Origin of the sequence: Parageobacillus caldoxylosilyticus NBRC 107762 (assembly GCF_000632715.1) — a bacterium.
In the GTDB taxonomy this organism is placed as follows: domain Bacteria; phylum Bacillota; class Bacilli; order Bacillales; family Anoxybacillaceae; genus Saccharococcus; species Saccharococcus caldoxylosilyticus.
This window is the reverse complement of sequence record NZ_BAWO01000024.1, coordinates 39,503-60,170: the sequence shown is the minus strand read 5'-3', so window position 1 is coordinate 60,170 and position 20,668 is coordinate 39,503. Positions and strand designations below refer to the sequence as shown.

Annotated in this window: 18 protein-coding genes and 3 pseudogenes; 18 read left to right on the top strand and 3 right to left on the bottom strand. The window is 43.1% G+C overall.

The features are described 5' to 3' along the window. Positions 1–133: 133 nt before the first annotated feature. On the top strand, positions 134–271 hold the full coding sequence (locus GCA01S_RS19825) for a hypothetical protein (protein ID WP_223845327.1): 138 nt from the start codon (positions 134–136) through the stop codon (positions 269–271). Further along, positions 255–2,006: an ABC transporter ATP-binding protein gene (locus GCA01S_RS08060; protein ID WP_042408895.1), complete on the top strand. Its 1,752-nt coding sequence runs from the start codon at positions 255–257 to the stop codon at positions 2,004–2,006. Before GCA01S_RS19825 ends, GCA01S_RS08060 begins: the two co-directional genes overlap by 17 nt. 228 nt (positions 2,007–2,234) lie before the next feature. On the opposite strand, the gene GCA01S_RS08055 is transcribed toward GCA01S_RS08060, so the two are convergent. The 3 genes from GCA01S_RS08055 to GCA01S_RS20890 are packed head-to-tail and all read right to left on the bottom strand — an operon-like array spanning position 2,235 to position 3,654. Further along, complete coding sequence (locus GCA01S_RS08055; protein ID WP_042408893.1) at positions 2,235–3,032, bottom strand: VOC family protein; 798 nt, start codon at positions 3,030–3,032, stop codon at positions 2,235–2,237. Between the two features lie 59 nt (positions 3,033–3,091). After that, a complete protein-coding gene (locus GCA01S_RS20895; RefSeq protein ID WP_042408890.1) occupies positions 3,092–3,430 on the bottom strand; it encodes a hypothetical protein in 339 nt (112 codons plus the stop codon). Then, complete coding sequence (locus GCA01S_RS20890; RefSeq protein ID WP_042408887.1) at positions 3,427–3,654, bottom strand: hypothetical protein; 228 nt, start codon at positions 3,652–3,654, stop codon at positions 3,427–3,429. Before GCA01S_RS20890 ends, GCA01S_RS20895 begins: the two co-directional genes overlap by 4 nt. A 207-nt stretch (positions 3,655–3,861) precedes the next feature. On the opposite strand from GCA01S_RS20890, the gene gatC reads away from it, so the two are divergent. The 16 genes and pseudogenes from gatC (at position 3,862) to GCA01S_RS07965 (ending at position 20,665) form a co-directional block, all read left to right on the top strand. Next, entirely contained in the window at positions 3,862–4,152 is a 291-nt protein-coding gene (gatC, locus tag GCA01S_RS08040) for an Asp-tRNA(Asn)/Glu-tRNA(Gln) amidotransferase subunit GatC (RefSeq protein ID WP_003253258.1), read from the top strand. Positions 4,153–4,165: 13 nt separating this feature from the next. Beyond that, complete coding sequence (gene gatA / locus GCA01S_RS08035; RefSeq protein ID WP_042408885.1) at positions 4,166–5,626, top strand: Asp-tRNA(Asn)/Glu-tRNA(Gln) amidotransferase subunit GatA; 1,461 nt, start codon at positions 4,166–4,168, stop codon at positions 5,624–5,626. 13 nt (positions 5,627–5,639) lie between these two features. After that, on the top strand, positions 5,640–7,070 hold the full coding sequence (gene gatB / locus GCA01S_RS08030) for an Asp-tRNA(Asn)/Glu-tRNA(Gln) amidotransferase subunit GatB (protein WP_042408883.1): 1,431 nt from the start codon (positions 5,640–5,642) through the stop codon (positions 7,068–7,070). Positions 7,071–7,537: 467 nt separating this feature from the next. Beyond that, positions 7,538–7,850: pseudogene (locus GCA01S_RS20885) on the top strand (DUF5082 domain-containing protein). After that, a pseudogene (locus GCA01S_RS08015) lies at positions 7,850–8,573 on the top strand (pre-toxin TG domain-containing protein); the annotation flags it as partial. The pseudogenes GCA01S_RS20885 and GCA01S_RS08015, both read left to right, overlap by 1 nt. Before the next feature lie 412 nt (positions 8,574–8,985). Further along, entirely contained in the window at positions 8,986–9,471 is a 486-nt protein-coding gene (locus GCA01S_RS08010) for a DUF6803 family protein (protein ID WP_017434395.1), read from the top strand. Positions 9,472–9,960: 489 nt separating this feature from the next. Next, on the top strand, positions 9,961–10,827 hold the full coding sequence (locus GCA01S_RS08005; protein WP_174407485.1) for a glycine betaine ABC transporter substrate-binding protein: 867 nt from the start codon (positions 9,961–9,963) through the stop codon (positions 10,825–10,827). A gap of 29 nt (positions 10,828–10,856) precedes the next feature. Beyond that, the gene (locus GCA01S_RS08000) at positions 10,857–11,984 is read left to right on the top strand and encodes an ABC transporter ATP-binding protein (RefSeq protein WP_042408873.1); all 1,128 of its coding nucleotides are present in this window, start codon (positions 10,857–10,859) and stop codon (positions 11,982–11,984) included. Positions 11,985–11,998: 14 nt separating this feature from the next. After that, positions 11,999–12,634, top strand: a complete 636-nt coding sequence (locus GCA01S_RS07995) for an ABC transporter permease (protein ID WP_017434392.1) — start codon at positions 11,999–12,001, stop codon at positions 12,632–12,634. Between the two features lie 960 nt (positions 12,635–13,594). Then, positions 13,595–15,310, top strand: a complete 1,716-nt coding sequence (locus GCA01S_RS07990) for a TIGR02556 family CRISPR-associated protein (protein WP_174407484.1) — start codon at positions 13,595–13,597, stop codon at positions 15,308–15,310. A 1-nt stretch (position 15,311) separates the two neighbouring features. Continuing rightward, a complete protein-coding gene (gene cas7b / locus GCA01S_RS07985) occupies positions 15,312–16,268 on the top strand; it encodes a type I-B CRISPR-associated protein Cas7/Csh2 (protein ID WP_042408872.1) in 957 nt (318 codons plus the stop codon). Positions 16,269–16,283: 15 nt separating this feature from the next. Beyond that, positions 16,284–17,021 carry a type I-B CRISPR-associated protein Cas5b gene (gene cas5b, locus GCA01S_RS07980; protein ID WP_042408870.1) on the top strand — a complete coding sequence of 246 codons (738 nt, stop codon included), beginning with the start codon at positions 16,284–16,286 and terminating at the stop codon, positions 17,019–17,021. A 187-nt stretch (positions 17,022–17,208) separates the two neighbouring features. Then, positions 17,209–17,391 (top strand): annotated as a pseudogene (locus GCA01S_RS21280) (CRISPR-associated endonuclease Cas2); the annotation flags it as partial. Between the two features lie 14 nt (positions 17,392–17,405). After that, a complete protein-coding gene (gene cas6 / locus GCA01S_RS07975; protein ID WP_017434388.1) occupies positions 17,406–18,155 on the top strand; it encodes a CRISPR-associated endoribonuclease Cas6 in 750 nt (249 codons plus the stop codon). Positions 18,156–18,804: 649 nt separating this feature from the next. Next, a complete protein-coding gene (locus tag GCA01S_RS07970) occupies positions 18,805–19,878 on the top strand; it encodes an ABC transporter ATP-binding protein (protein ID WP_042408869.1) in 1,074 nt (357 codons plus the stop codon). After that, entirely contained in the window at positions 19,868–20,665 is a 798-nt protein-coding gene (locus GCA01S_RS07965; RefSeq protein WP_042408867.1) for an ABC transporter permease, read from the top strand. Before GCA01S_RS07970 ends, GCA01S_RS07965 begins: the two co-directional genes overlap by 11 nt. Positions 20,666–20,668 lie beyond the last annotated feature (3 nt).

Genomic DNA, 20,668 nt, shown 5'->3' with positions numbered 1-20,668 from the left:
CCGATGTTATGTGATGTTTTATGATAGTGTCAGAGGGGGAGAACGATGAAAAAGACGTATCCAATCGGTGAGTTTGCGAAAAACAGGTCAAATTGCAAAAGAAGTTTTTGGCGAAGATTTATCATGATTTCATTTGAAAGAGGATGAACTTGCTGAAGAGCCAATGCTGTTTTCATCTCCTTTTTCAAAAGAAGAAGAGGAAAGGGTTGCAAAATCTGTTCAAATATTTTTAGCGAAAGAAGGAGTGAATTTGAGTGGGGAAGAATCGTGATATGCCTATAGACAATTGGAAAAGTTTCTGGGAGTTAATTAGGAGTACGAAGCCGCCAAAATGGATTTTTGTCACTGCTATTACTCTTAGTTTGATCGAAACAGGGGTTGGACTCATTGTACCATGGTTTACGAAATCTCTTGTTGACCAGATCGCTGCATCTACGGTAGAACCATCGATTATTATTTTGCTTGCGGCTTCATTTATTTTGCAAACGATCACTTCCGGCTTTTCTTACTACTTCCTCACCTATATTGGGGAATATGTGGTTGCAGCAATTCGTAAAAAGCTTTGGAATCAAGTTTTATTATTGCCTATTTCTTTTTTCGACCATCACCAATCTGGAGAAACGATGAGCCGAATTACTCAAGACACCAACACGGTAAAAATGCTGATCACTCAACATTTAGTTACATTTCTCACTGGATTCATTTCGGTTGGAGGGGCTGTTAGCATTCTCCTTATTATCGACTGGAAAATGACCCTTATGATGGTGACGGCTATTCCAGTTTCGCTTCTCATTCTCTGGCCGCTTGGGCAAAAAATGTACAAAATTTCAAAAGCTACCCAGGATGAAATGGCCAGTTTTTCAGCCAATCTTGGCAGAGTGTTATCCGATATTCGTCTTGTAAAAGCTTATTGTGCAGAGAAAGAGGAACAAAAAAATGGGGAACTAGGGATTCTTCATTTATTTCAATTCGGTCTAAAAGAAGCGAGAATACAGGCTGTTATTTCCCCTTTTATGACCTTTGTGATGATGCTCGTTTTAGTCATTTTAATCGGTTATGGCGGAGTTCGTGTAGCCTCAGGCACGCTTTCATCCGGCTCTCTTGTCGCCATCATTATTTATATGGTTCAAATTGTTGTTCCTTTTAGTCAGATGGCTGTATTTTTCACCTCATTCCAAAAAGCAATGGGGGCAACAGAACGAATTCAAAGCATTTTATCCTTAGAGAAAGAGCCAAGAGACAACTTACCTGCGGTGCAAAATCCTGAGCAAGACATACATTTTCGAAATGTTTCCTTTTCTTATAAAAAGGGAGAGCCTGTACTCAAACAAGTAACGCTCACCATTCCTTCAGGAAAAACAACGGCTATTGTTGGTCCAAGCGGCGGTGGAAAAACGACATTGTTTGCTTTGCTAGAGCGATTTTACACACCTGATGAAGGAGAAATATTGCTTGGAGAAACCAATATTGAAGATTTTCACTTACATTCGTGGCGCAGTCAAATCGGTTATGTCTCACAAGAAAGTCCAATGATGTCAGGAACGATACGCGACAATATTTGTTATGGGCTAAATAGAGACGTTTCCGATGAAGAAATAGAGAGAGCAGCCAAACTGGCAAATGCAGCGGAATTTATTGAGCGGCTTCCAAAAGGATATTTGACGGAAGTTGGGGAACGGGGAATCAAATTATCAGGTGGACAACGACAGAGAATCGCCATTGCCCGCGCCCTTATACGCAATCCAAAAATTCTTCTCCTTGATGAGGCAACCTCAAACCTAGACAGTTCATCGGAAGTTCTTGTTCAAAAGGCCTTGCAGCGGCTAATGGAAGGAAGAACCACACTTGTCATTGCTCACCGGCTCTCCACCGTTATCAACGCAGACCAAATCGTTGTATTAGAGAATGGGACCATCACCGGAGTAGGAACACATAGCGAATTGCTGCAAACTCATCCGCTCTACAGAGAACTGGCCGAACAACAATTCCAAACAATATCGGAGTAAACGCAAAATAAATTTCTTTTCCAATCGCAGTGCATAGGTACGGACCCGATGTTAAAATTTTAAGAGCATATCGTAATATACTTGCTATAGAGGAGCTTCCTTTTCTTGAAAAATGGGCAAAAGAGGTGTTCGCTGGCCATTCATGGGTGTGTTTTTAATGAGATTGTATGAGTTTCCAAATTTAGCTGTTGTCCTGCTCCTGTAGAAGCCATTCCGCTTGATGAAACGCTACACAGAAAAATGATAGATCCCATTTTTTATATGGATAACTTTATTTTCTGGCATTCCGGTGATTCCGCATAAAAACGGACGGTTGATGAGAGCGCTGTCGATGGAGATAGCGAGGCTTTTTGCCTCATAAAAGCGGACCGCTATGTTTCCGATAACAAGTTCGGAATAGGTGCCAAATTCATCGCTGCTTTCCGTTACAGACTGGCGCGGTACATCAAATAAACGGCAATATTTTTGCAATGATTCATCAAGGTTACTTACATTCATCCCAATATACGAAAGGGATGGAATTCCGATCCTGTGTTGCATGAGAGGAGCCATTTCTTTCGTGCGGACCTCTTCGGGTTCGCCCCACTGAATAAAAAATGGGTAGCGGCATGTATCATCTTGTTCGTCTTTAATAAATAGCATCGACCAGCTTAATACTTTACCGTCTTCACGTTTTCGGCTTCCGGAAAACGGACCAATCGGCTTTAGTCCTTTTGCCTGGATGTGGGCGATGACAGCATCGATATCGTCCGTGCGGAATGCCAATTGCGAAAAGCCTTCTCCTTTATGGGAGTCTGCGACGATTTGCTGGATTAATACGTTGTCGGAAGTTTTTGCTTTATCAAAGTCTGTAAAGCCGATCCATTCAATATATCGCAGTCCTGTAAAGTAGTTCAAGCAGTTATACGTGCCCCAAGAAAGATGTTTTCCACCGTTTATTGCGTGAAATCCGATAAGCTGAAACGCGGTTTTCGCTTCTTCCGGATTTTTCGTAAAGTGAACGATATGGTCAAACATGATATCCATGCTGGCTACTTCTCCTTTTTATAAAAAATAGAGGGCGAGAACTGTTTGGTAATAAATGCCTAAAACAGCCTGCTTTTCATTTTATATATCTCTCGCTCATTCTCCGTCGTTTTATGAACAGCAAAATCGACATCAAGAAGCTTAATATTGTTTAGCTGTTCGTTCAGTTGTTGGTAATGGGAATCTACTTTTTTCTCAAGTTTATGAAGGCCTTGTTTGAGAGAAGCGATTTCACCGTGGATGTTGTGTACGTCCATTGCGAGGGCTTCGAGTTTGGCATCTGTTTTATCTTGCCGGTAAAGAAGTGCCGTCATTAGTTCGTTCAGTTCCTTTAGCCCGGATTTCAAATAAGCCTGTTCTTTTTCCAAACATTTTTGACCATCGTGTAAATTTTTCACTTCATTTTCCAGCGTTTTTGGCCATCGCGTAAATCTTTTACATCTTTTTCTAACCGCTTTTGCCCATCACGCAGATTTTTTATTTCGTTTTCTAGCTGTTGTTGTCCGTTGCGTAAATCTTTTATTTCCGTTTCCAGCCGCTGTTGTTCGTCGTTTAGACGATGCAGGGTGTCTCCCATATTCCCAAGGCGATCTAATATTTGTTGGGGAAGTACATCAGTCATCGATTTGTCTCTTTTCAAAAAATAATGTCTTTCCTTTAATATAGCACGTACGTTCGGTTTTATCAAGCAATAGTAGGTTTTACCTTGATTATTTTTTAGCCTCATTTTTGTTTTCTTTTACAGGATGCGGCAAATGTTGCTTCATTCGATGAAAGTTTGGTATCATCATAGTATTGTGATAGGTCGAACTCATTGGAGGTGAAAAAGATGTCGAGAATTTCTATTGAACAAGTAAAACATGTAGCGCATTTGGCGCGTTTGGCGATTACGGACGAAGAAGCAGAAATGTTTACGAAGCAGTTGGACGCGATTATTACGTTTGCTGAACAATTAAACGAGCTCGATACAGAAAATGTTCCGCCAACATCACACGTGCTTGATATGAAAAACGTCATGCGCGAAGATGTGCCGACACCGGGACTTCCGCGCGAGGAAGTGCTGAAAAACGCGCCGGATCACCAAGACGGTCAGTTTCGCGTGCCAGCGATTTTAGAGTAAGGAGGGGGAAGCAATGTCATTATTTGACCATAAAATTTCCGAATTACATCGTTTATTACATAAAAAAGAAATTTCTGTTTCTGATTTAGTCGATGAATCATTCCGCCGCATTGGCGAAGTGGAAGAAAAAGTGCAAGCGTTTTTAACACTAAATGAGGAAAACGCGCGCGCGAAAGCGAAAGAGTTAGATGACAAACTGGCGAAAGAAGAAAACGATTTCGGTACGCTTTTTGGCATGCCGATTGGTATTAAAGATAATATTGTGACAAAAGGATTGCGCACAACATGTGCAAGCAAAATTTTGTATAACTTTGACCCGATTTACGACGCAACGGTCATGGAGCGCTTGCATGAAGCCGGTGCGATTACGATTGGAAAATTAAACATGGACGAGTTTGCGATGGGGTCTTCCACAGAAAACTCCGGCTTTCAACTGACGCGCAACCCGTGGGATTTAGAGCGTGTGCCGGGCGGCTCCAGCGGCGGTTCCGCTGCGGCAGTAGCGGCAGGCGAAGTACCGTTTGCTTTAGGTTCTGACACGGGTGGTTCGATTCGCCAACCAGCAGCGTTCTGCGGCGTTGTTGGTTTGAAGCCAACATACGGACGCGTATCGCGCTTCGGACTTGTCGCGTTTGCCTCTTCACTTGATCAAATCGGCCCGATTACGCGTACGGTAGAGGACAACGCCTACTTATTGCAAGTCATCGCTGGTTTAGATCCGATGGATTCAACATCAGCAAATGTAGAAGTGCCAAATTATGTAGAGGCGCTTACCGGTGACATTAAAGGCCTAAAAATCGCCGTGCCGAAAGAATATTTAGGCGAAGGCGTATCAGAAGAAGTTCGCCAATCCGTACTTGATGCATTAAAAGTGTTGGAGAAATTAGGAGCGACATGGGAAGAAGTATCGCTTCCACACTCAAAGTATGCGCTAGCGACTTACTATTTGCTTGCTTCTTCGGAAGCGTCCGCGAACCTTGCCCGTTTTGACGGAGTTCGTTACGGCTACCGCACGGATAATGCGAAAAACTTAATTGATATGTACAAACAAACGCGCAGCGAAGGATTCGGAAATGAAGTGAAACGCCGCATCATGCTCGGTACGTTCGCGTTAAGTTCCGGATATTATGACGCATATTACAAAAAAGCGCAAAAAGTGCGGACATTAATCAAACAAGATTTCGAAAAGGTATTTGAAAAATACGACGTCATTATCGGGCCGACGACGCCGACGCCAGCGTTTAAAATCGGCGAAAAAACGCACGATCCGTTAACAATGTATGCAAACGACATTTTAACGATTCCAGTAAACCTTGCCGGTGTTCCTGGCATTTCTGTACCGTGCGGCTTTGTGAACGGCTTGCCGGTCGGATTACAAATTATCGGCAAACATTTTGATGAAAGCACGATTTACCGTGTCGCCCATGCGTTCGAGCAAGCGACCGACTATCATAAACAAAAACCAGCGTTATAAGGGGGGAAACATGATGAATTTTGAAACGGTCATTGGTCTTGAAGTTCACGTCGAGCTAAAGACAAAATCGAAAATTTTCTCCAGCAGCCCAAATGCGTTCGGAGCGCCCCCAAACACGCAAACGAACGTCATTGATTTAGGATACCCAGGGGTTCTCCCAGTGTTGAACAAACAAGCAGTCGAATTTGCGATGAAAGCGGCGATGGCGCTAAACTGCGAAATCGCGACCGAAACGAAATTTGACCGCAAAAACTACTTCTATCCGGATAACCCGAAAGCGTATCAAATTTCGCAATACGATCAGCCGCTTGGCAGAAACGGCTGGATTGAAATTGAAGTGAACGGCAAAAAGAAAAAAATCGGCATCACTCGCATTCATTTGGAAGAAGACGCCGGAAAATTAACGCATACCGGCGACGGTTATTCGCTTGTCGATTTTAACCGACAAGGCACTCCATTAATTGAGATTGTGTCAGAACCGGATATCCGCTCCCCAGAAGAAGCGTATGCGTATTTGGAAAAATTAAAATCAATCATCCAATATACAGGCGTGTCCGATTGTAAAATGGAAGAAGGTTCGCTTCGCTGCGACGCGAATATTTCCCTTCGTCCAATTGGCGCGACCGAATTTGGTACGAAAACAGAGTTGAAAAACTTAAACTCGTTTAACTTCGTGCGTATGGGCTTGGAATACGAAGCGAAACGGCAAGAGAAAATTTTGCTTTCCGGAGGCGTCATCCAGCAAGAAACGCGGCGCTTTGATGAAGCGACGAAAACAACGGTGCTCATGCGCGTGAAAGAAGGTTCGGAAGACTATCGTTACTTCCCAGAGCCGGATCTTGTCATGCTGTATATCGATGACGAATGGAAAGAGCGCGTCCGCGCATCGATTCCAGAGCTGCCGGATGCGCGCAAAAAACGCTACATCGAAGAACTTGGCCTGCCGGAATACGATGCGAAAGTGCTGACGCTGACAAAAGAAATGGCCGACTTTTTCGAAGCGACGGTGGCAAACGGAGCGGATCCGAAACTGGCTTCCAACTGGCTCATGGTCGAAGTGTCGGGATACTTAAACGCCGAGCAAAAAGAACTGCATGAGATCGCGTTGACGCCGGAAAGCTTGGCCGGCATGATTAAGCTCATTCAAAATGGCACGATTTCATCGAAAATCGCGAAAAAGGTATTTAAAGAGCTCGTTGAAAAAGGCGGAGACCCAGAAAAAATCGTCAAAGAAAAAGGGCTTGTGCAAATTTCCGACGAAGCGACATTGCGCAAAATCGTCATTGAAGTGCTCGACGCCAATCCGCAATCGATCGAAGACTATAAAAACGGTAAAGACCGCGCGCTTGGCTTCTTAGTTGGCCAAGTGATGAAAGCGACAAAAGGACAAGCCAACCCGCCGCTTGTTAATAAGTTGTTAATAGAAGAAATGAATAAACGATAAACAATCAAAAGCTGGCTGTTATATACAGCCAGCTTTTACTTTATTTTAAAAAACTTTCTATTGATGTTTTGGATAATCCACATGCGTGAAAGAAAGGAATACTATTACGCCAAAGCAAAGAAACTAGGATTGTTTTCTTCCGGCGAAGAACAATCTATTTCGTCTCGTCAACCATTGGATGGGGCGGAACGGACATCATCATCGTTTCTGCATGGCTGTTTGGTTTTTTCATTTTGGTCTTTCTGATCATTCTCTTCAACGTGATCGTTCCATGTATGAAAAAGTTTGTTCCGCAAACAGGTTGTTTTCGGAGGAACTTTGACATGTTGCACATGGCAGAATCATCAATAAGGAAAAAGGAAAAAGTCCTGATTGCCATCTGGCAAAACAGGAATATATCATGATTTATCCTTATTTTCCTTGTGTTACCATTTAAATAGTGTGTAAATGGGGGAGAGGAAATCAGGGTGTCGTCTTTATTGGAATCGATTGAAAAAGAAGTGAAACACAGGGTCTACGAGACGATGATCGATTGCCTTGAGTCCTATCAGGGGCAAGTCAAAGAAGCGATCGAGGAGTTTCATCAAGGCACTCGTGCCTTTTATCGCGCAATGAGGAGGATGTTCCGTATTAGCAGGGAGAGTCGAGGGAAGCGTATGAATTGGTATACCGGGACTTTTGCGGCAAATCGAGGCACATATTTATGCAACTGCAGATGAACTTCTTCATGAAATCAGCAGGGAAATCGCCCAAATTCGACGAAAGATAGAGGAGCTATAATGACTATGATTCGAATCAATCCGGAAGAACTGGAAACGGTAGCGAAGCATGTTCCCGATGCGGAAGACGCCTGCTGTCGTGCGCGGACCTCGCTTTCCTGGGAACTTCCCTCTTTAGTGATAGAGATTACCGGCATCGGTTCTGATGCCATCTATGAGCTCAAAGACGAGCTGATTCATTGGCTCCACTGCTATGAAGAAAAGCTAAATGAAGCGGAAGAACTGCTGTATCGAACAGCCGCGGCAATAAGACAGGCAGACCAAACTCTTGCGGATAACATGAAAGAATTTGGCTTAGAGCTCCTTGGCTGGTATGATGTGCAGCGATTGTTTAGAGAATACGACCGATCACCGGAGAACGGATTTCGGCAGGAGACCGCTGGCTGGCGGGAGGAATGCTATTGGCTTCTCTTATTCCTCCGGTCAAAGGGATAGGAATAGCCGGCAAAGCGGGGATCAAAGGAGCGAAAGCGGCGGAAACCGCAGCGGATGTTTCCAAATCAGTCTCGCAAACGAAACATGTTCTCCGCTATGATAAAGTTATGCCTGCCCTTCAAGCGGCGTATCTCCACGTGGTAAAAGCGCCGATTACCAACACAATCTGTTCGTTCAAAAAGCAATGAAATGACCTTCTCGCCAGCATTCCATTTGTCCGTGGCAGCCGGACTTGGCGGGAATCGGCCCAGCGCCCTGCGTATGGATGGAGCGAAGAGAGAAAGAAGCGGTAGAGGTAAAGTCTAAAGTACATGAGAAACGTAACAGTAATCAAATAAGCATATGATATGAGGCTGGCTCAAAAGGTCGCTGAATTCGCCTTTGAGTCAGCCTCCTTCACTTATCTGCGAAATTCTCATTCCACTGGCCATGTATCATGCTTGAACGCATGATGACGCCAACAGGCCGGTCATCGTCCAATATCCAAATGGTTTAATACGGATGCATCTGTTGTATAGGAGGCAATCACATCCATATCACCGTTTTTCGGTGCTTCCTATATTCCTCCACCTGGCGCTTGCAACATAGAGGATTCAGTGAATTTTGCCATAAATTATTCTTAAATTTTCCAAAGAAAATGCACAAATTGGGATTAAAGTTAATAGATGTAGATGTGTCAACAAAATGCCGGGGGTGATTGGATGAACATGACGCATTACATGGAACTGTTAGCGGTGAATCAACCTTGGAATTTGATTTTATTTATGGCTATTCCCGTTGCTCTTGCGGAGACCATTGCAATAACGGAGCTAGCCATTCTTTTTACTCGCCGTTTCGATGGAATGATGCGTAAAGTCAACAAAATATGCAGCATCATTGTTGGTGTTTACTTTTTAGTAATTTTTATTTACTTATTTGTTAATGCTGTCATTCCGTTTACATTGAATGGGGAATGGCGCGGATGGATTGATATCATTGCGGTAGGATTCTATTTAATGGGAGTCCTTCCGTTATTGGGATTAAGTCTAATCGATTTAGGCATAATCGGGCGGAGATGGAGCGAGGAACAAAAGTTGAAATATCATTCCACTTTCGTTGGTATATTTTTAGTAGTAGCCCATATTGCCATGATTTTTGGAATGCTCGATCCATCGATCGGCGGCCATTCTCATCATATGCATATGTAAAAAATAAAGCGGTATGGCGCTTAGAAGCATCATACCGCTTTATTTTTTACATACACGGGCGAAGAATGGCTGACGATTGATGCATCAAGAATGATAAAAGTTGCCAACAAACTCGGGATGGCATTTTCACATTTTGTGTTGCCATCCCTTATTTCATGCATCGCTATTTTGTTTTCTTTCCCATAATTCCTATTGAATTTTGAGGATACGGGAGTATATCAGAGCATTTCTAAGAATACGGAATCTGCTCCTGAGTCAACATGGCAAATTGGTAAATATGCAAAGATATAGCTCTATACCAAACTTGTAAACAACATCCAATTGACGATATGCTATTATTGTGACCGTTTTCACCCGTTATTCCCATTTTATGGCCTCTCCTTGCCACTGCACATCACTTCAGCACAATCTATATCAATAACGCATGCATAATCACATAAAGGAGGAATTTCATTGCGAAAATGCTTGTTTCTATTTTTATCCGCTGCCATGTTGTTCACTTTAAGCGCCTGCGGAGCTGGCGAAAAAGCGGAGAAAGGGAAAATTGTTGTCGCGGGTAAAAAGTTTACTGAACAGGTGATTTTAACCCACTTGCTTGCCGAATATTTGAAGGCGAACACCGATTTAGACGTAGAAGTGGAAGATAGTTTGGGCGGCGCGTTTATGCTGCAGCAGGCCATGGAAAAGGGAGATGTCGATTTATACGTGGAATATACGGGTACTGGCTACTTAAACATTTTAAAAAACAAATACGATCCATCGAAAACACCGGAAGAAATTTATGAAGAAACGAAAAAGCAGTATAAAGAAAAGTTTAACATCGCATGGCTGAAGCCGCTCGGCTTTAACAACACTTACGCCCTCGCAATGCGCAAAGAACTTGCCGACAAACTGGGTGTAAAAACGTACTCCGACCTCGCTAAGAAATCTGATCAGCTTGTATTCGGCTCCGATGCGGAATTTTTTGAGCGGAGCGACGGGTATGACGGGTTAGTTGAGACATACGGCTTTAAGTTTAAGAAAACTACCAACATTGATCCTGACTTGCAGTATGAAGCGGCAAAAAACGGCGATATCGATGTCATTACCGCCTATACGACCGATGCACGCATTAAAAAATACCACCTCGTTGTGCTTAAAGATGACAAACACTACTTCCCGCCTTATCACGCTGTGCCGATTATCCGTCAAGAAGCACTTGATGCCAACCCTGGATTGGAGAAAGTTTTGAATAAGCTCGAAGGTGTTTTAACGGATGAAAAAATGATGGAACTCAACGCGCAAGTAAATATGGAAGGAAAAAGTCCAAAACAAGTGGCCATTGACTTTTTGAAAGCAGAAGGATTGATAGATTAATGTTTTCTCATAGCAAAGGTGGGATGAGGATGATTCGCTTTGAAAATGTATGGAAACAATATGACGACGGTTTTGTCGCATTGAAAAATATTAATCTCGAAATTCAAAAAGGAGAATTGGTCACTTTAATCGGGCCAAGCGGATGCGGAAAAACGACGACGATGCGGATGATTAACCGCCTGATTGAACCGACGTCTGGAACGATATATATTGACGGGCAGGACATTGCAAAAATGAATCCAGTGGAACTTCGACGCAACATTGGCTATGTCATCCAGCAAATCGGGCTGTTCCCTCATATGACGATTGCGGAAAATATCGCTTTAGTGCCGAAACTGAAAAAATGGGAGCCGTCCGCCTATCAAAAACGGGTTGACGAACTGCTCGATCTTGTCGGATTAGATCCAGCAACGTTTAAACATCGCTACCCGTCGGAACTCAGCGGTGGCCAGCAGCAGCGGGTCGGCGTCATTCGTGCCCTTGCCGCAGAGCCTGACATCATTTTGATGGATGAGCCGTTTAGCGCGCTCGATCCGATCAGCCGTGAACAGCTGCAAGAGGATATTGTGAAATTGCAGGAAGAAATTCAAAAGACAATTGTGTTTGTCACCCATGATATGGATGAAGCCATTAAAATTGCCAACCGCATTGCGATTATGAAAGACGGAGAAATCGTACAATTTGCTACGCCGGATCAAATTTTGCGCCGTCCTGCCAACTCATTCGTACGCGGCTTTATTGGAGAGAACCGTCTGGCACAAAGACAGACAGCCGTGCCGACAGCGGAAGATTTAATGTCCCATTCCATCGCCACGGTATCGCCGAAGCGCGGATTGGCCGAGGCCTTCCGGTTTATGAAAGAGAAAAAAGTAGACAGCTTAATCGTTACGGATAAAAAGCAATCCTTTCTTGGTGTCGTGACATTAAAAGAACTAGAAAAACATTATCATCAGGAACATCTTCTTGTGGCGGACATTGCTGATTTCGATGTGACGACACTAACAAAGGATGCTGATGTGACGGACGTCGCGGAAATTTTCCATCAACGGGACGTCAGCGCCATCCCTGTATTGGACGGGGATCGCCTTGTCGGCGTCATCACGAGATCGAGCATGATGCGCGGGCTGGCGGAATGGGAGTTTCAAAAGCAACCGTGAAGGTGGGATGAGAAATGGATTTGCTAAACACGCTGATAGAACGAAAACAAGAGATTTGGATCGCTTTCCAAGAACATATTTTGCTTTCCGGAATCGCGATGATCATTGCGATTTTATTCGCCGTTCCGCTTGGCATTGTCTTGACAAGATATAAAAAGCTGGCTGAACCAATCATCGGCATCGCTGCTATTATTCAAACGATTCCAAGCCTTGCTTTGTTAGGATTTATGCTTCCGATCTTTGGAATCGGGAAATTGCCGGCTATTATTGCGTTAACGTTATATGCACTGCTTCCGATTTTGCGCAATACGTATACAGGCATCCTTGGAGTCGATCCCGCGCTTGTCGATGCCGGCCGAGGAATGGGAATGACATCGCGGCAAATTTTATGGATGGTCGAGCTTCCCCTTTCCTTGCCAGTGATTATGGCAGGCGTACGAACGTCTACTGTTTTGACGATCGGCGTGGCGGCGCTCGCAACCTTTATCGGCGCCGGCGGCTTAGGCGATCTCATTGACCGCGGACTGCGGATCGCCGATAAAAATTTGATTTTGGCCGGTGCCATCCCAGCAGCGATTTTAGCGATTTTATTTGATCTTTTATTGCGGAAGCTAGAAAATAAAGTAACACCAAAAGGCTTAAAATCATAGCAAAAAAAGAGGAAGGGCCGTATTCCTTCCTCTTTTTCATCGTAAACAGTGCCTGCCGCTGTTCGCCCAATTAGAGGGCAAGTAGCTAGTCTTTAACACATGCTTTGGGTGGTTTTTCCTTTCCGTTCGTGGACATCAAGAGAAGAGTACGCCATACTTCGCAGTGAGGACTTCTTGACCATGGTGGACGGCTTCGCTGATTGCTTTTGTTTCATTGACTTTTTCATCGAGAAACACAAATAGCTGTTTCTACATGGTTAAACGTTCTTTCATGCTCGTTATGTCTTCTTCTAAAGCGGATGATCGTTCTGTCATATAATAATATTATCCATGGCGAAAAATTGTCGTCGACTTCCAATCGTGCAAAAAGCGCAGAGGATCGACGGGACTTCTTTTTTCCTTTCCTCCCTGCAGCCATCAGCATTTTCATCTATTGACGAAGTTTTCGAAATGGCGTATACTTGGACACAACTATATTAGAAAAACGTTAATACATCACCGTTTTTGGGGTGATCGTAACGACGGAGAATTGCAACCTAAATGAAAAGTAATATAATGATATTGAAAATATCGTTTGCATCTTAACTATGAGGAATTGAAACTATTCTGAAAGTAGGAGTTTGTATCTTAACTATAAGGAATTGAAAGAAATATGATGGAAAGCTAACCAATCCAAACGGTTATCTTACCTATAAGGAATGGGAACTAAATGAATGATCAAATTTCTTCCCCGATCGAGCTGGTATCCTGTTTGCCAAAAGGCGTAGGCGGAAAAATAGCCGTGATAGGTAAATTTTACTAATAGTGAAAGCAAGAAGAGGCAGTTGAATGCGACCTCTTCTTTTTTGTTTTTCATTGATATAACCATTCATTTCGCAAAACACAAAATTTAAAAATTCAATTCTCTTTTTTTGTGCTATTTTGGTACAATGTAGTAAAAAAGTATGATGATGGGGTGGTATGTTGATAGAGACAATAGCACGAATAGGGTGTATAGAATTGGGAGGAAAGTACCGAGAAGCTATCGACCAATTTATTGAAAACCCAGGCTATCCCCATTGCATACATATTCTTCTTCAAAGAGGGAGCGACGGTGCATTTGCTTGGGAAGGCTGTGAAGTAGAGGAACAAAAATCTGATTTTCGTAAATATTTATTTCGCAGCGGCTCTTCCCGCGGGGTAAACTACTCGCCTACAGCCAAAATCACAACAGTAGAGAATACGTACCAGCAAAAAGTGTTAGGATGGTTTAAGAAAATGTGCAAAGTCAATAGAAATGACTTCTTCCGTGGCATTCAAGAAGTATTGGAAAAAGAAAAAGACCGCATTTTGCAAGAATTACAAAGCAAGTTGTCGTTTTCTAGTAAAAGGACGATTCTTTCTTTAAAGGTGGACGGGTCGTATCTCTATGATATTCCCGAGTTTCGTGATGCGTTTCTGTTTTTGATCAATGAAAAGGATTTGGAATTATCCGCGTCTAATCAAGTTTGTTCCATTTGCGGGCAGCGGAAAGATACTGTTATTGGCAAAATGTCGGTGTTTCGTTTTTATACGCTTGATAAGCCGGGATTTATCACCGGAGGATTGGATGAAGAAAAGGCGTGGAGAAATTATCCTGTTTGTCTTTCTTGTAAGTCATATATTGAAGAAGGAAGAAGATTTATTGAAGAGAATCTTCGTTTTCAATTTTATGGATTTTCCTATTTGCTTATCCCCAAGCCGATCGTTCCTGTTGCAGAGGATGATGGTTTTGCAGAGGTGTTGGAATATTTATCTTCCCATAAAAAAGGAGTGCGGATGCATCAGAAGCAGATTGAATCGTTTATGACCACGGAAGAAGATGTCATGGACATGTTGAAGGATATGAAAAATGTCGTTTCTATCCAGCTATTATTCTTGCAAAAAATTCAAAGTGCGGAACGAATTCTGCTTTTGATCGAAGATGTGTTGCCTTCAAGAATCAGCGAACTGTTCAAAGCCAAGTCCTATGTCGAACAACATCTATATGCGGAAGGAAATCATTCATTCCATTTTGGATTTATCCGGACTTTCTTCCATAATTCGTACGACAAATATTTTTTGCACATCGTCGAGTCGGTATTCAAAAAGCGGTCGCTTTCTATTTCTTTTTTGGCCAAATTCATTATGGAACAGTTGCGCAAAGAATTGCCTGCTTACCAATCAGGGGAACCGTCTTTCTTTTATAAAACGAGGCAGGCTATTGCCATAATTGTATTTTTAGAGCAGGCTGGTGTGTTGCCGGTTAAAGGAGGAACTGCCATGAGCGAAAAATTTGGTGCGCTGTTTGAAAAGTATGGAAAGCAGCTAGATACTCCGGAAAAGAAAGCTGTTTTTCTGCTTGGTTCATTGACGCAAATGCTTCTCGACATTCAACAAAACAAGTACGGCAGCAAGCCTTTTCTAAAGCAATTAATGGGGCTGAAAATGGATGAGCGGGCCGTAAAAGGGCTGCTTCCGAAAGTAATCAATAAGTTGGAAGAGTATGAATCCTATCATTTTATCCATAAGCAGTTAGCTGAGGAAATTTCCACTTTATTTTTGTTTTCATCCTCAAGGTGGAAAATGTCAGTAGATGAATTGAATTTTTATTTTGCTTGCGGCATGAATCTAGTTTCGAAGGTTAGAGAATCATTAATGGCAAAGGAGGAGGCATAATATGCTGCAAAATCGCTCTGAACTATTGTTTTTATATGATGTACAATGGGCCAATCCAAACGGGGATCCAGTTGATGAGAATAAACCAAGGATTGATGAAGAAACGGGAAGAAACATTGTAACAGATGTTCGGCTAAAGCGCACCATTCGAGACTATTTATATGATTATTGTCATCAAGAAATTTTTGTGCGCGAAATTGCGGGAGAAAATGAGTACATCCAGGATGCGAAAATGCGGGCGGAAGATTTTTTAGTCAAAGACGGCGAAAAATTGGATAAATCCAAACTGTCGCTTGCCGAGATGAAACGGATTATTAATGAGGAGATATTGCGTCAGTGCATTGATGTTCGTCTGTTTGGCGTGACGCTGCCTATCGAAAAAAACGCAAAAGAAAAAAGCTCTATTACCCATACAGGACCGGTTCAATTCAAAATGGGGCAGTCGCTTCACACAGTCAAACTGGAATATATTAAAGGAACAGGCGCTTTTGCATCGGGAAGCGGGATGATGCAAAAAACATTCCGGGAAGAATATGTTCTCCCTTATTCCCTTATTGCCTTTTACGGGGTTATCAATGAAACGGCTGCCGCGTATACGAAACTGACGGAAGAAGATGTGCAATTGTTGTTCGATGCGATGTGGAATGGCACGAAAAATTTGATTTCGCGCTCTAAAGCAGGACAAATTCCCCGCTTATTGCTTCGTGTTGTCTATAAGGAAAAACATTTTCATATCGGCGAGCTAGATAAATATATTTCTTTGCACTCAGAAAAAGTCGATGAGGAAATCCGCGATGTGTCCGACTATGTGCTCGATACTGCACCATTGATCCGTGTTATGGAAAAAGAAAAAGAGAAAATTGAAAGAGTGGAGATCAAAAAAGATGATCGCCTTGTGTGCAGTGAAGATATTATCGAAAGTTTGAAAGCTGCTAGAATTCCAGTAGAGGTCAAATAGCAAGGAATGAAGGACATGAATGTGCTTGTATTTGATATTCGTGCGGATTTCGGACATTTTCGCAAAATCTATTCTACGTCATCGCCTTTGACTTATTCGATCATTCCGCCCACATCTTTTTTTGGCATATTGGGGGCCATTATTGGTTTGGGAAAAGAGGAAAACGCATATTTGAGCTATGTGAATCATGAAACGGTCAACATGGCGATTCGCATTATGAGCCCAGTTCGGAAAATACGGATGGGATTGAACCATGTCAATACGAAGGGAAATATATGGGTTCCAAAGCAACGGCGCGAAGGGGCGCGGACGCAAATCCGTACCGAGTTTTTGCGGTTTCCGCATTTTCGCTGCTATGTCCATGTAAAAGAGCAGTCTTTGTTTCAACAGTTAATCGATTATATACAGCAACACCGAAGTGTATATACTGTCTGCATGGGGCTTAGTGAGTGCATCGCTGATGTCCAATACGTTTCTTTGGAGGAATTTCGCTTAGTGAACAACCATGCGGAGGCTGTTTCGATTGCTTCGGTGATTCCCGAAAAATATGTGACATCCCTTTGTATCGAATCGGGAAAGGAATATAGAAAGGAACGGTTCGCTTTTCAGATCAACGAGGAACGAATTGTGTCCGATTACGAAGAAATTTTGTTTGAAGCGAGCGGAGAAGCCATCCGTGCGGTTGTGTCCCATTATTGGGAAAACAAGACGGGAGAGCGTATTGTATTTTTGTACGATCACGGAAAGGAATGATGAGATGTATTCTCATCTTCATTATCACTTGTCTAAACATTTAGAGCGAGTAGAGCATCTCTCCTTCCTGTTTTTGTCGGCGAAAAACTTCAATCGCAAAGCAATCATAGTTTTCTCAATGGAACAAACGGATTGCCGTTTTTGATGACATCAACAAAGCGATGGTTTTTTCAATGGTATCTTCTAGGTACAAAATTCTGTGTTCGAGTGCGAAATAGCTGTCGCCAATTATCAAAAATTGAAAATGAAACTACAAAAACATCATGGCTCCAGACGAAGATTCCGTCATTTTTTACACCTTTCGTACACAAAAATATTCCATGCGGGAAGAAATGGGATTGAAAAAGGTGGAGATGAATTCATCCTTTAGAAAGTAGGGAAACGATGCGATTGACGATCACGATGAGCGGGCGAGAGAAGCCGGTTACTCTCCCGCTTCATTATCAACAACAACTGCAAGGATTGCTATATCATTCTTTGCAAAATCCAACATTCGCTCATTTTTTACATGAAGTCGGATTTCGCAAGGGGAAGCGGTCGTTCAAACTGTTTACGTTTAGCCGTCTTTTCGGTTCTCATCAACTAAACTTAGAGCGAAAGACGATTACGTTTTACGATGAGTTCCATTGGCATGTCGGCACCGTATTGCCGGAAGTAACGCAAGAGCTTGGGGAATATTTGTTGTTGCGTTCAGATGTGCAAATAGGTGGACAGCCTGTGGAAGTAAAGCGAATTGACGTAGAAAAGCGAGAGATTAAAAGCGAAGAAATTGAAATAGAGATGCTTTCGCCGCTAACGGTTTACAGCACGTACGAAACCGTCGACGGAAGCAAAAAAACGCAATTTTTTAGTCCATATGATGAAGTATTTTCTCATTTAGTCGAATTAAATTTCCGCAATAAATATGAAGCGTATTACGGCGTTCCGCCAAAAGAACGGTTATTTATCGAACCGATTCGCGTAACCGAAAAGCATAAAGTCGTAACGGTTTTTAAAGGATTTTATATTACCGCTTGGCTCGGATATTATCGCCTTCGTTCGTCTCCAGGCAACTTAACCTTTTTGTATCGCGTAGGTATTGGCGGACGAAACTCCCAAGGTTTCGGCATGTTTCGCCTTCTTTTCGAACGCTGAGCACTTCCTTTGTTTGTCGTCGACCTCCAATCGTGCAAAAAGCGTGGGGGATTGACGACATTTTTTCCTTACCTCCCTACAGCCATCGGCGTTTTCGTATATTGACGGAATTTTCAAAATGGCGTATACTGAACATAACGACATTGGAAAAACGTTGATACATCAACGTTTTTTAGGTTTTTATCTTAACTATAAGGAATTGAAAACCGAAATTGGGATACGATGAAAGCGAAAGCCGGTGAGTTTTATCTTACCTATGGGGAATTAAAAGAAATCGGCATCATCCGGCCAACCTCTGTTTTTATCTTAAGTACGAAAAATGGAAAACGTGCTAATATCGTAAGAAATTGAGCCAGCGTTCCAGCGTGATAGGATAATGGTAACTGTTCATTTTTATCATACCTGCGAGCAATTGTGATAGTGGTTCTGGCAGTCTTTCCTTCATAATGTCAATATCACGTTGTGACCTATTTGCGCATTCTCGTTTCTCTCTAGCACGATGCTAAGGAGAAACGAGTTTTTTATTGCACCTTTATGGTGCGCATGTTCTAATAATAGTGATTGATAAGAAAATATGTAGGAAGAGCTTGGTCTTTCTTGTAGGGAATGATATAAAAAATTTTATTTTCGAAACAAGGGGTGAGGGCTGATGGAAAAAGAGGCGATCATTCGCTTTGAGCGGGTGACGAAAATATATGACGGCCAAGTAGTGTTGGATGACATCAGCTTTGATATCGAACGAGGCAAATTTTATACGCTGCTGGGGCCGTCGGGATGCGGGAAGACGACGATTCTTCGTTTGATCGCGGGGTTTACGGAGCCGACGGAAGGGACGATTTATTTTCATGGAAAACCGGTCAATCATATTCCGGCCAATAAGCGGCAGGTCAATACGGTATTTCAAGATTATGCCTTGTTTCCGCATTTGAACGTGTTCGAAAACGTGGCGTTCGGGTTGCGGATCAAAAAGAAAAAACAAGCGGAGATTCGTGAAAAAGTGATGGAAGCACTCCGGTTTGTCAATTTGGAAGGATACGAGAATCGAAGTGTGCAAGAAATGTCTGGCGGACAGCGGCAGCGGGTGGCGATTGCGCGCGCGATCGTCAACGAGCCAGAGGTGCTTCTGCTCGATGAACCGCTGTCAGCGCTTGATTTGAAGCTGCGCACGGAAATGCAGTATGAGCTTCGCGAACTGCAGCGCCGTTTAGGAATTACGTTTATTTTTGTCACGCACGATCAAGAAGAGGCATTGGCGATGTCTGATCAAATTTTTGTCCTGAACAAAGGGAAGATTCAGCAGAGCGGCACGCCGAAAGAAATTTATGATGAGCCGGTTAACCGTTTTGTCGCCGATTTTATCGGGGAGTCCAACATTTTGCGCGGAGTTATGCTCAAAGACTACCTCGTTGAATTTGCGGGAAAGCGGTTTATGTGCGTTGATAAAGGATTTCGTCCGAATGAACCGGTCGATGTCGTCATCCGTCCGGAAGATTTGCAAATAACGACGCGCGCCCAAGGAAAGCTGCAAGTGCGCGTCGATTCGCAGTTGTTCCGCGGCGTGCACTACGAGCTGTGCTGCTATGACGAGGATGGCAATGAGTGGCTTGTCCATTCGACGAAAAAAGCGGAAGTCGGCGAAGAAATCGGTCTTTATTTTGACCCTGAGGCGATTCATGTTATGCGCATCAGCGAGGAGGATGGAGAGAAAATCGATGAAAACTAGCATACGCAACGTTTATTTATTGCCGTATGTCGTTTGGATAGGGATATTTGTCGTCGCGCCGATTCTGTTGATCGTGTATTACTCCTTTTTTGATATTGAAGGAAAGTGGACGTTGTCCAATTATAAAATGTTTTTTACGCCGATTTATTTAAAAATGGCGGCGAGTTCCGTTTGGTATGCGTTGTTGGTGACGTTCTTTTCCTTGTTGATTGCCTATCCGGCCGCGTACGCTCTGACGAAAACGAAGCATAAACAGCTTTGGCTGCTTTTTCTGATTTTACCGACATGGGTGAACTTATTGTTAAAAGTGTATGCGTTTCTCGGGATTTTTGGTACTTACGGATTGGCAAACGCCATATTGGCGGCGGTCGGCATTGGCCCCAAGCAAATTTTGTTTACTGATTTTAGTTTTGTGTTTGTATCGGTGTATATCTTTATTCCGTTTATGCTTTTGCCAATTTTTAATGCGCTTGAGGAATTGAATCCATCGCTTGTCGATGCGGCGCGCGACCTTGGCGCTTCGGCGTGGACGACGTTTCGCCGTGTTGTATTCCCGCTGACGCTTGATGGAGTAAAAGCAGGATGTCAGGCGGTGTTTATCCCGTCCCTGTCCTTGTTTATGATCACAAGGCTTATTGCGGGAAACCGTGTGATTACGCTTGGCACGGCGATCGAAGAACATTTTCTTGTCACGCAAAACTGGGGCATGGGCTCGACGATTGCGGTGTTTCTGATTATCGCCATGGCGGCCGTTGTCGCTGTGACAGGAAACCGGAAGCGAGGGTGAAGC

Bases quoted from the DNA above. Each gene is read 5' to 3' on its own strand.
- gatA (WP_042408885.1), top strand. From the start codon at position 4,166: ATGTCATTATTTGACCATAAAATTTCCGAATTACATCGTTTATTACAT.
- GCA01S_RS07965 (WP_042408867.1), top strand. From the start codon at position 19,868: ATGAAAACTAGCATACGCAACGTTTATTTATTGCCGTATGTCGTTTGG.
- GCA01S_RS08055 (WP_042408893.1), bottom strand. From the start codon at position 3,032: ATGGATATCATGTTTGACCATATCGTTCACTTTACGAAAAATCCGGAA.
- GCA01S_RS07970 (WP_042408869.1), top strand. From the start codon at position 18,805: ATGGAAAAAGAGGCGATCATTCGCTTTGAGCGGGTGACGAAAATATAT.
- gatB (WP_042408883.1), top strand. From the start codon at position 5,640: ATGAATTTTGAAACGGTCATTGGTCTTGAAGTTCACGTCGAGCTAAAG.
- GCA01S_RS20890 (WP_042408887.1), bottom strand. From the start codon at position 3,654: ATGACTGATGTACTTCCCCAACAAATATTAGATCGCCTTGGGAATATG.
- GCA01S_RS08005 (WP_174407485.1), top strand. From the start codon at position 9,961: ATGTTGTTCACTTTAAGCGCCTGCGGAGCTGGCGAAAAAGCGGAGAAA.
- cas6 (WP_017434388.1), top strand. From the start codon at position 17,406: ATGCGATTGACGATCACGATGAGCGGGCGAGAGAAGCCGGTTACTCTC.
- GCA01S_RS07995 (WP_017434392.1), top strand. From the start codon at position 11,999: ATGGATTTGCTAAACACGCTGATAGAACGAAAACAAGAGATTTGGATC.
- gatC (WP_003253258.1), top strand. From the start codon at position 3,862: ATGTCGAGAATTTCTATTGAACAAGTAAAACATGTAGCGCATTTGGCG.
- cas5b (WP_042408870.1), top strand. From the start codon at position 16,284: ATGAATGTGCTTGTATTTGATATTCGTGCGGATTTCGGACATTTTCGC.
- GCA01S_RS08000 (WP_042408873.1), top strand. From the start codon at position 10,857: ATGATTCGCTTTGAAAATGTATGGAAACAATATGACGACGGTTTTGTC.
- GCA01S_RS07990 (WP_174407484.1), top strand. From the start codon at position 13,595: ATGTTGATAGAGACAATAGCACGAATAGGGTGTATAGAATTGGGAGGA.
- cas7b (WP_042408872.1), top strand. From the start codon at position 15,312: ATGCTGCAAAATCGCTCTGAACTATTGTTTTTATATGATGTACAATGG.
- GCA01S_RS08010 (WP_017434395.1), top strand. From the start codon at position 8,986: ATGAACATGACGCATTACATGGAACTGTTAGCGGTGAATCAACCTTGG.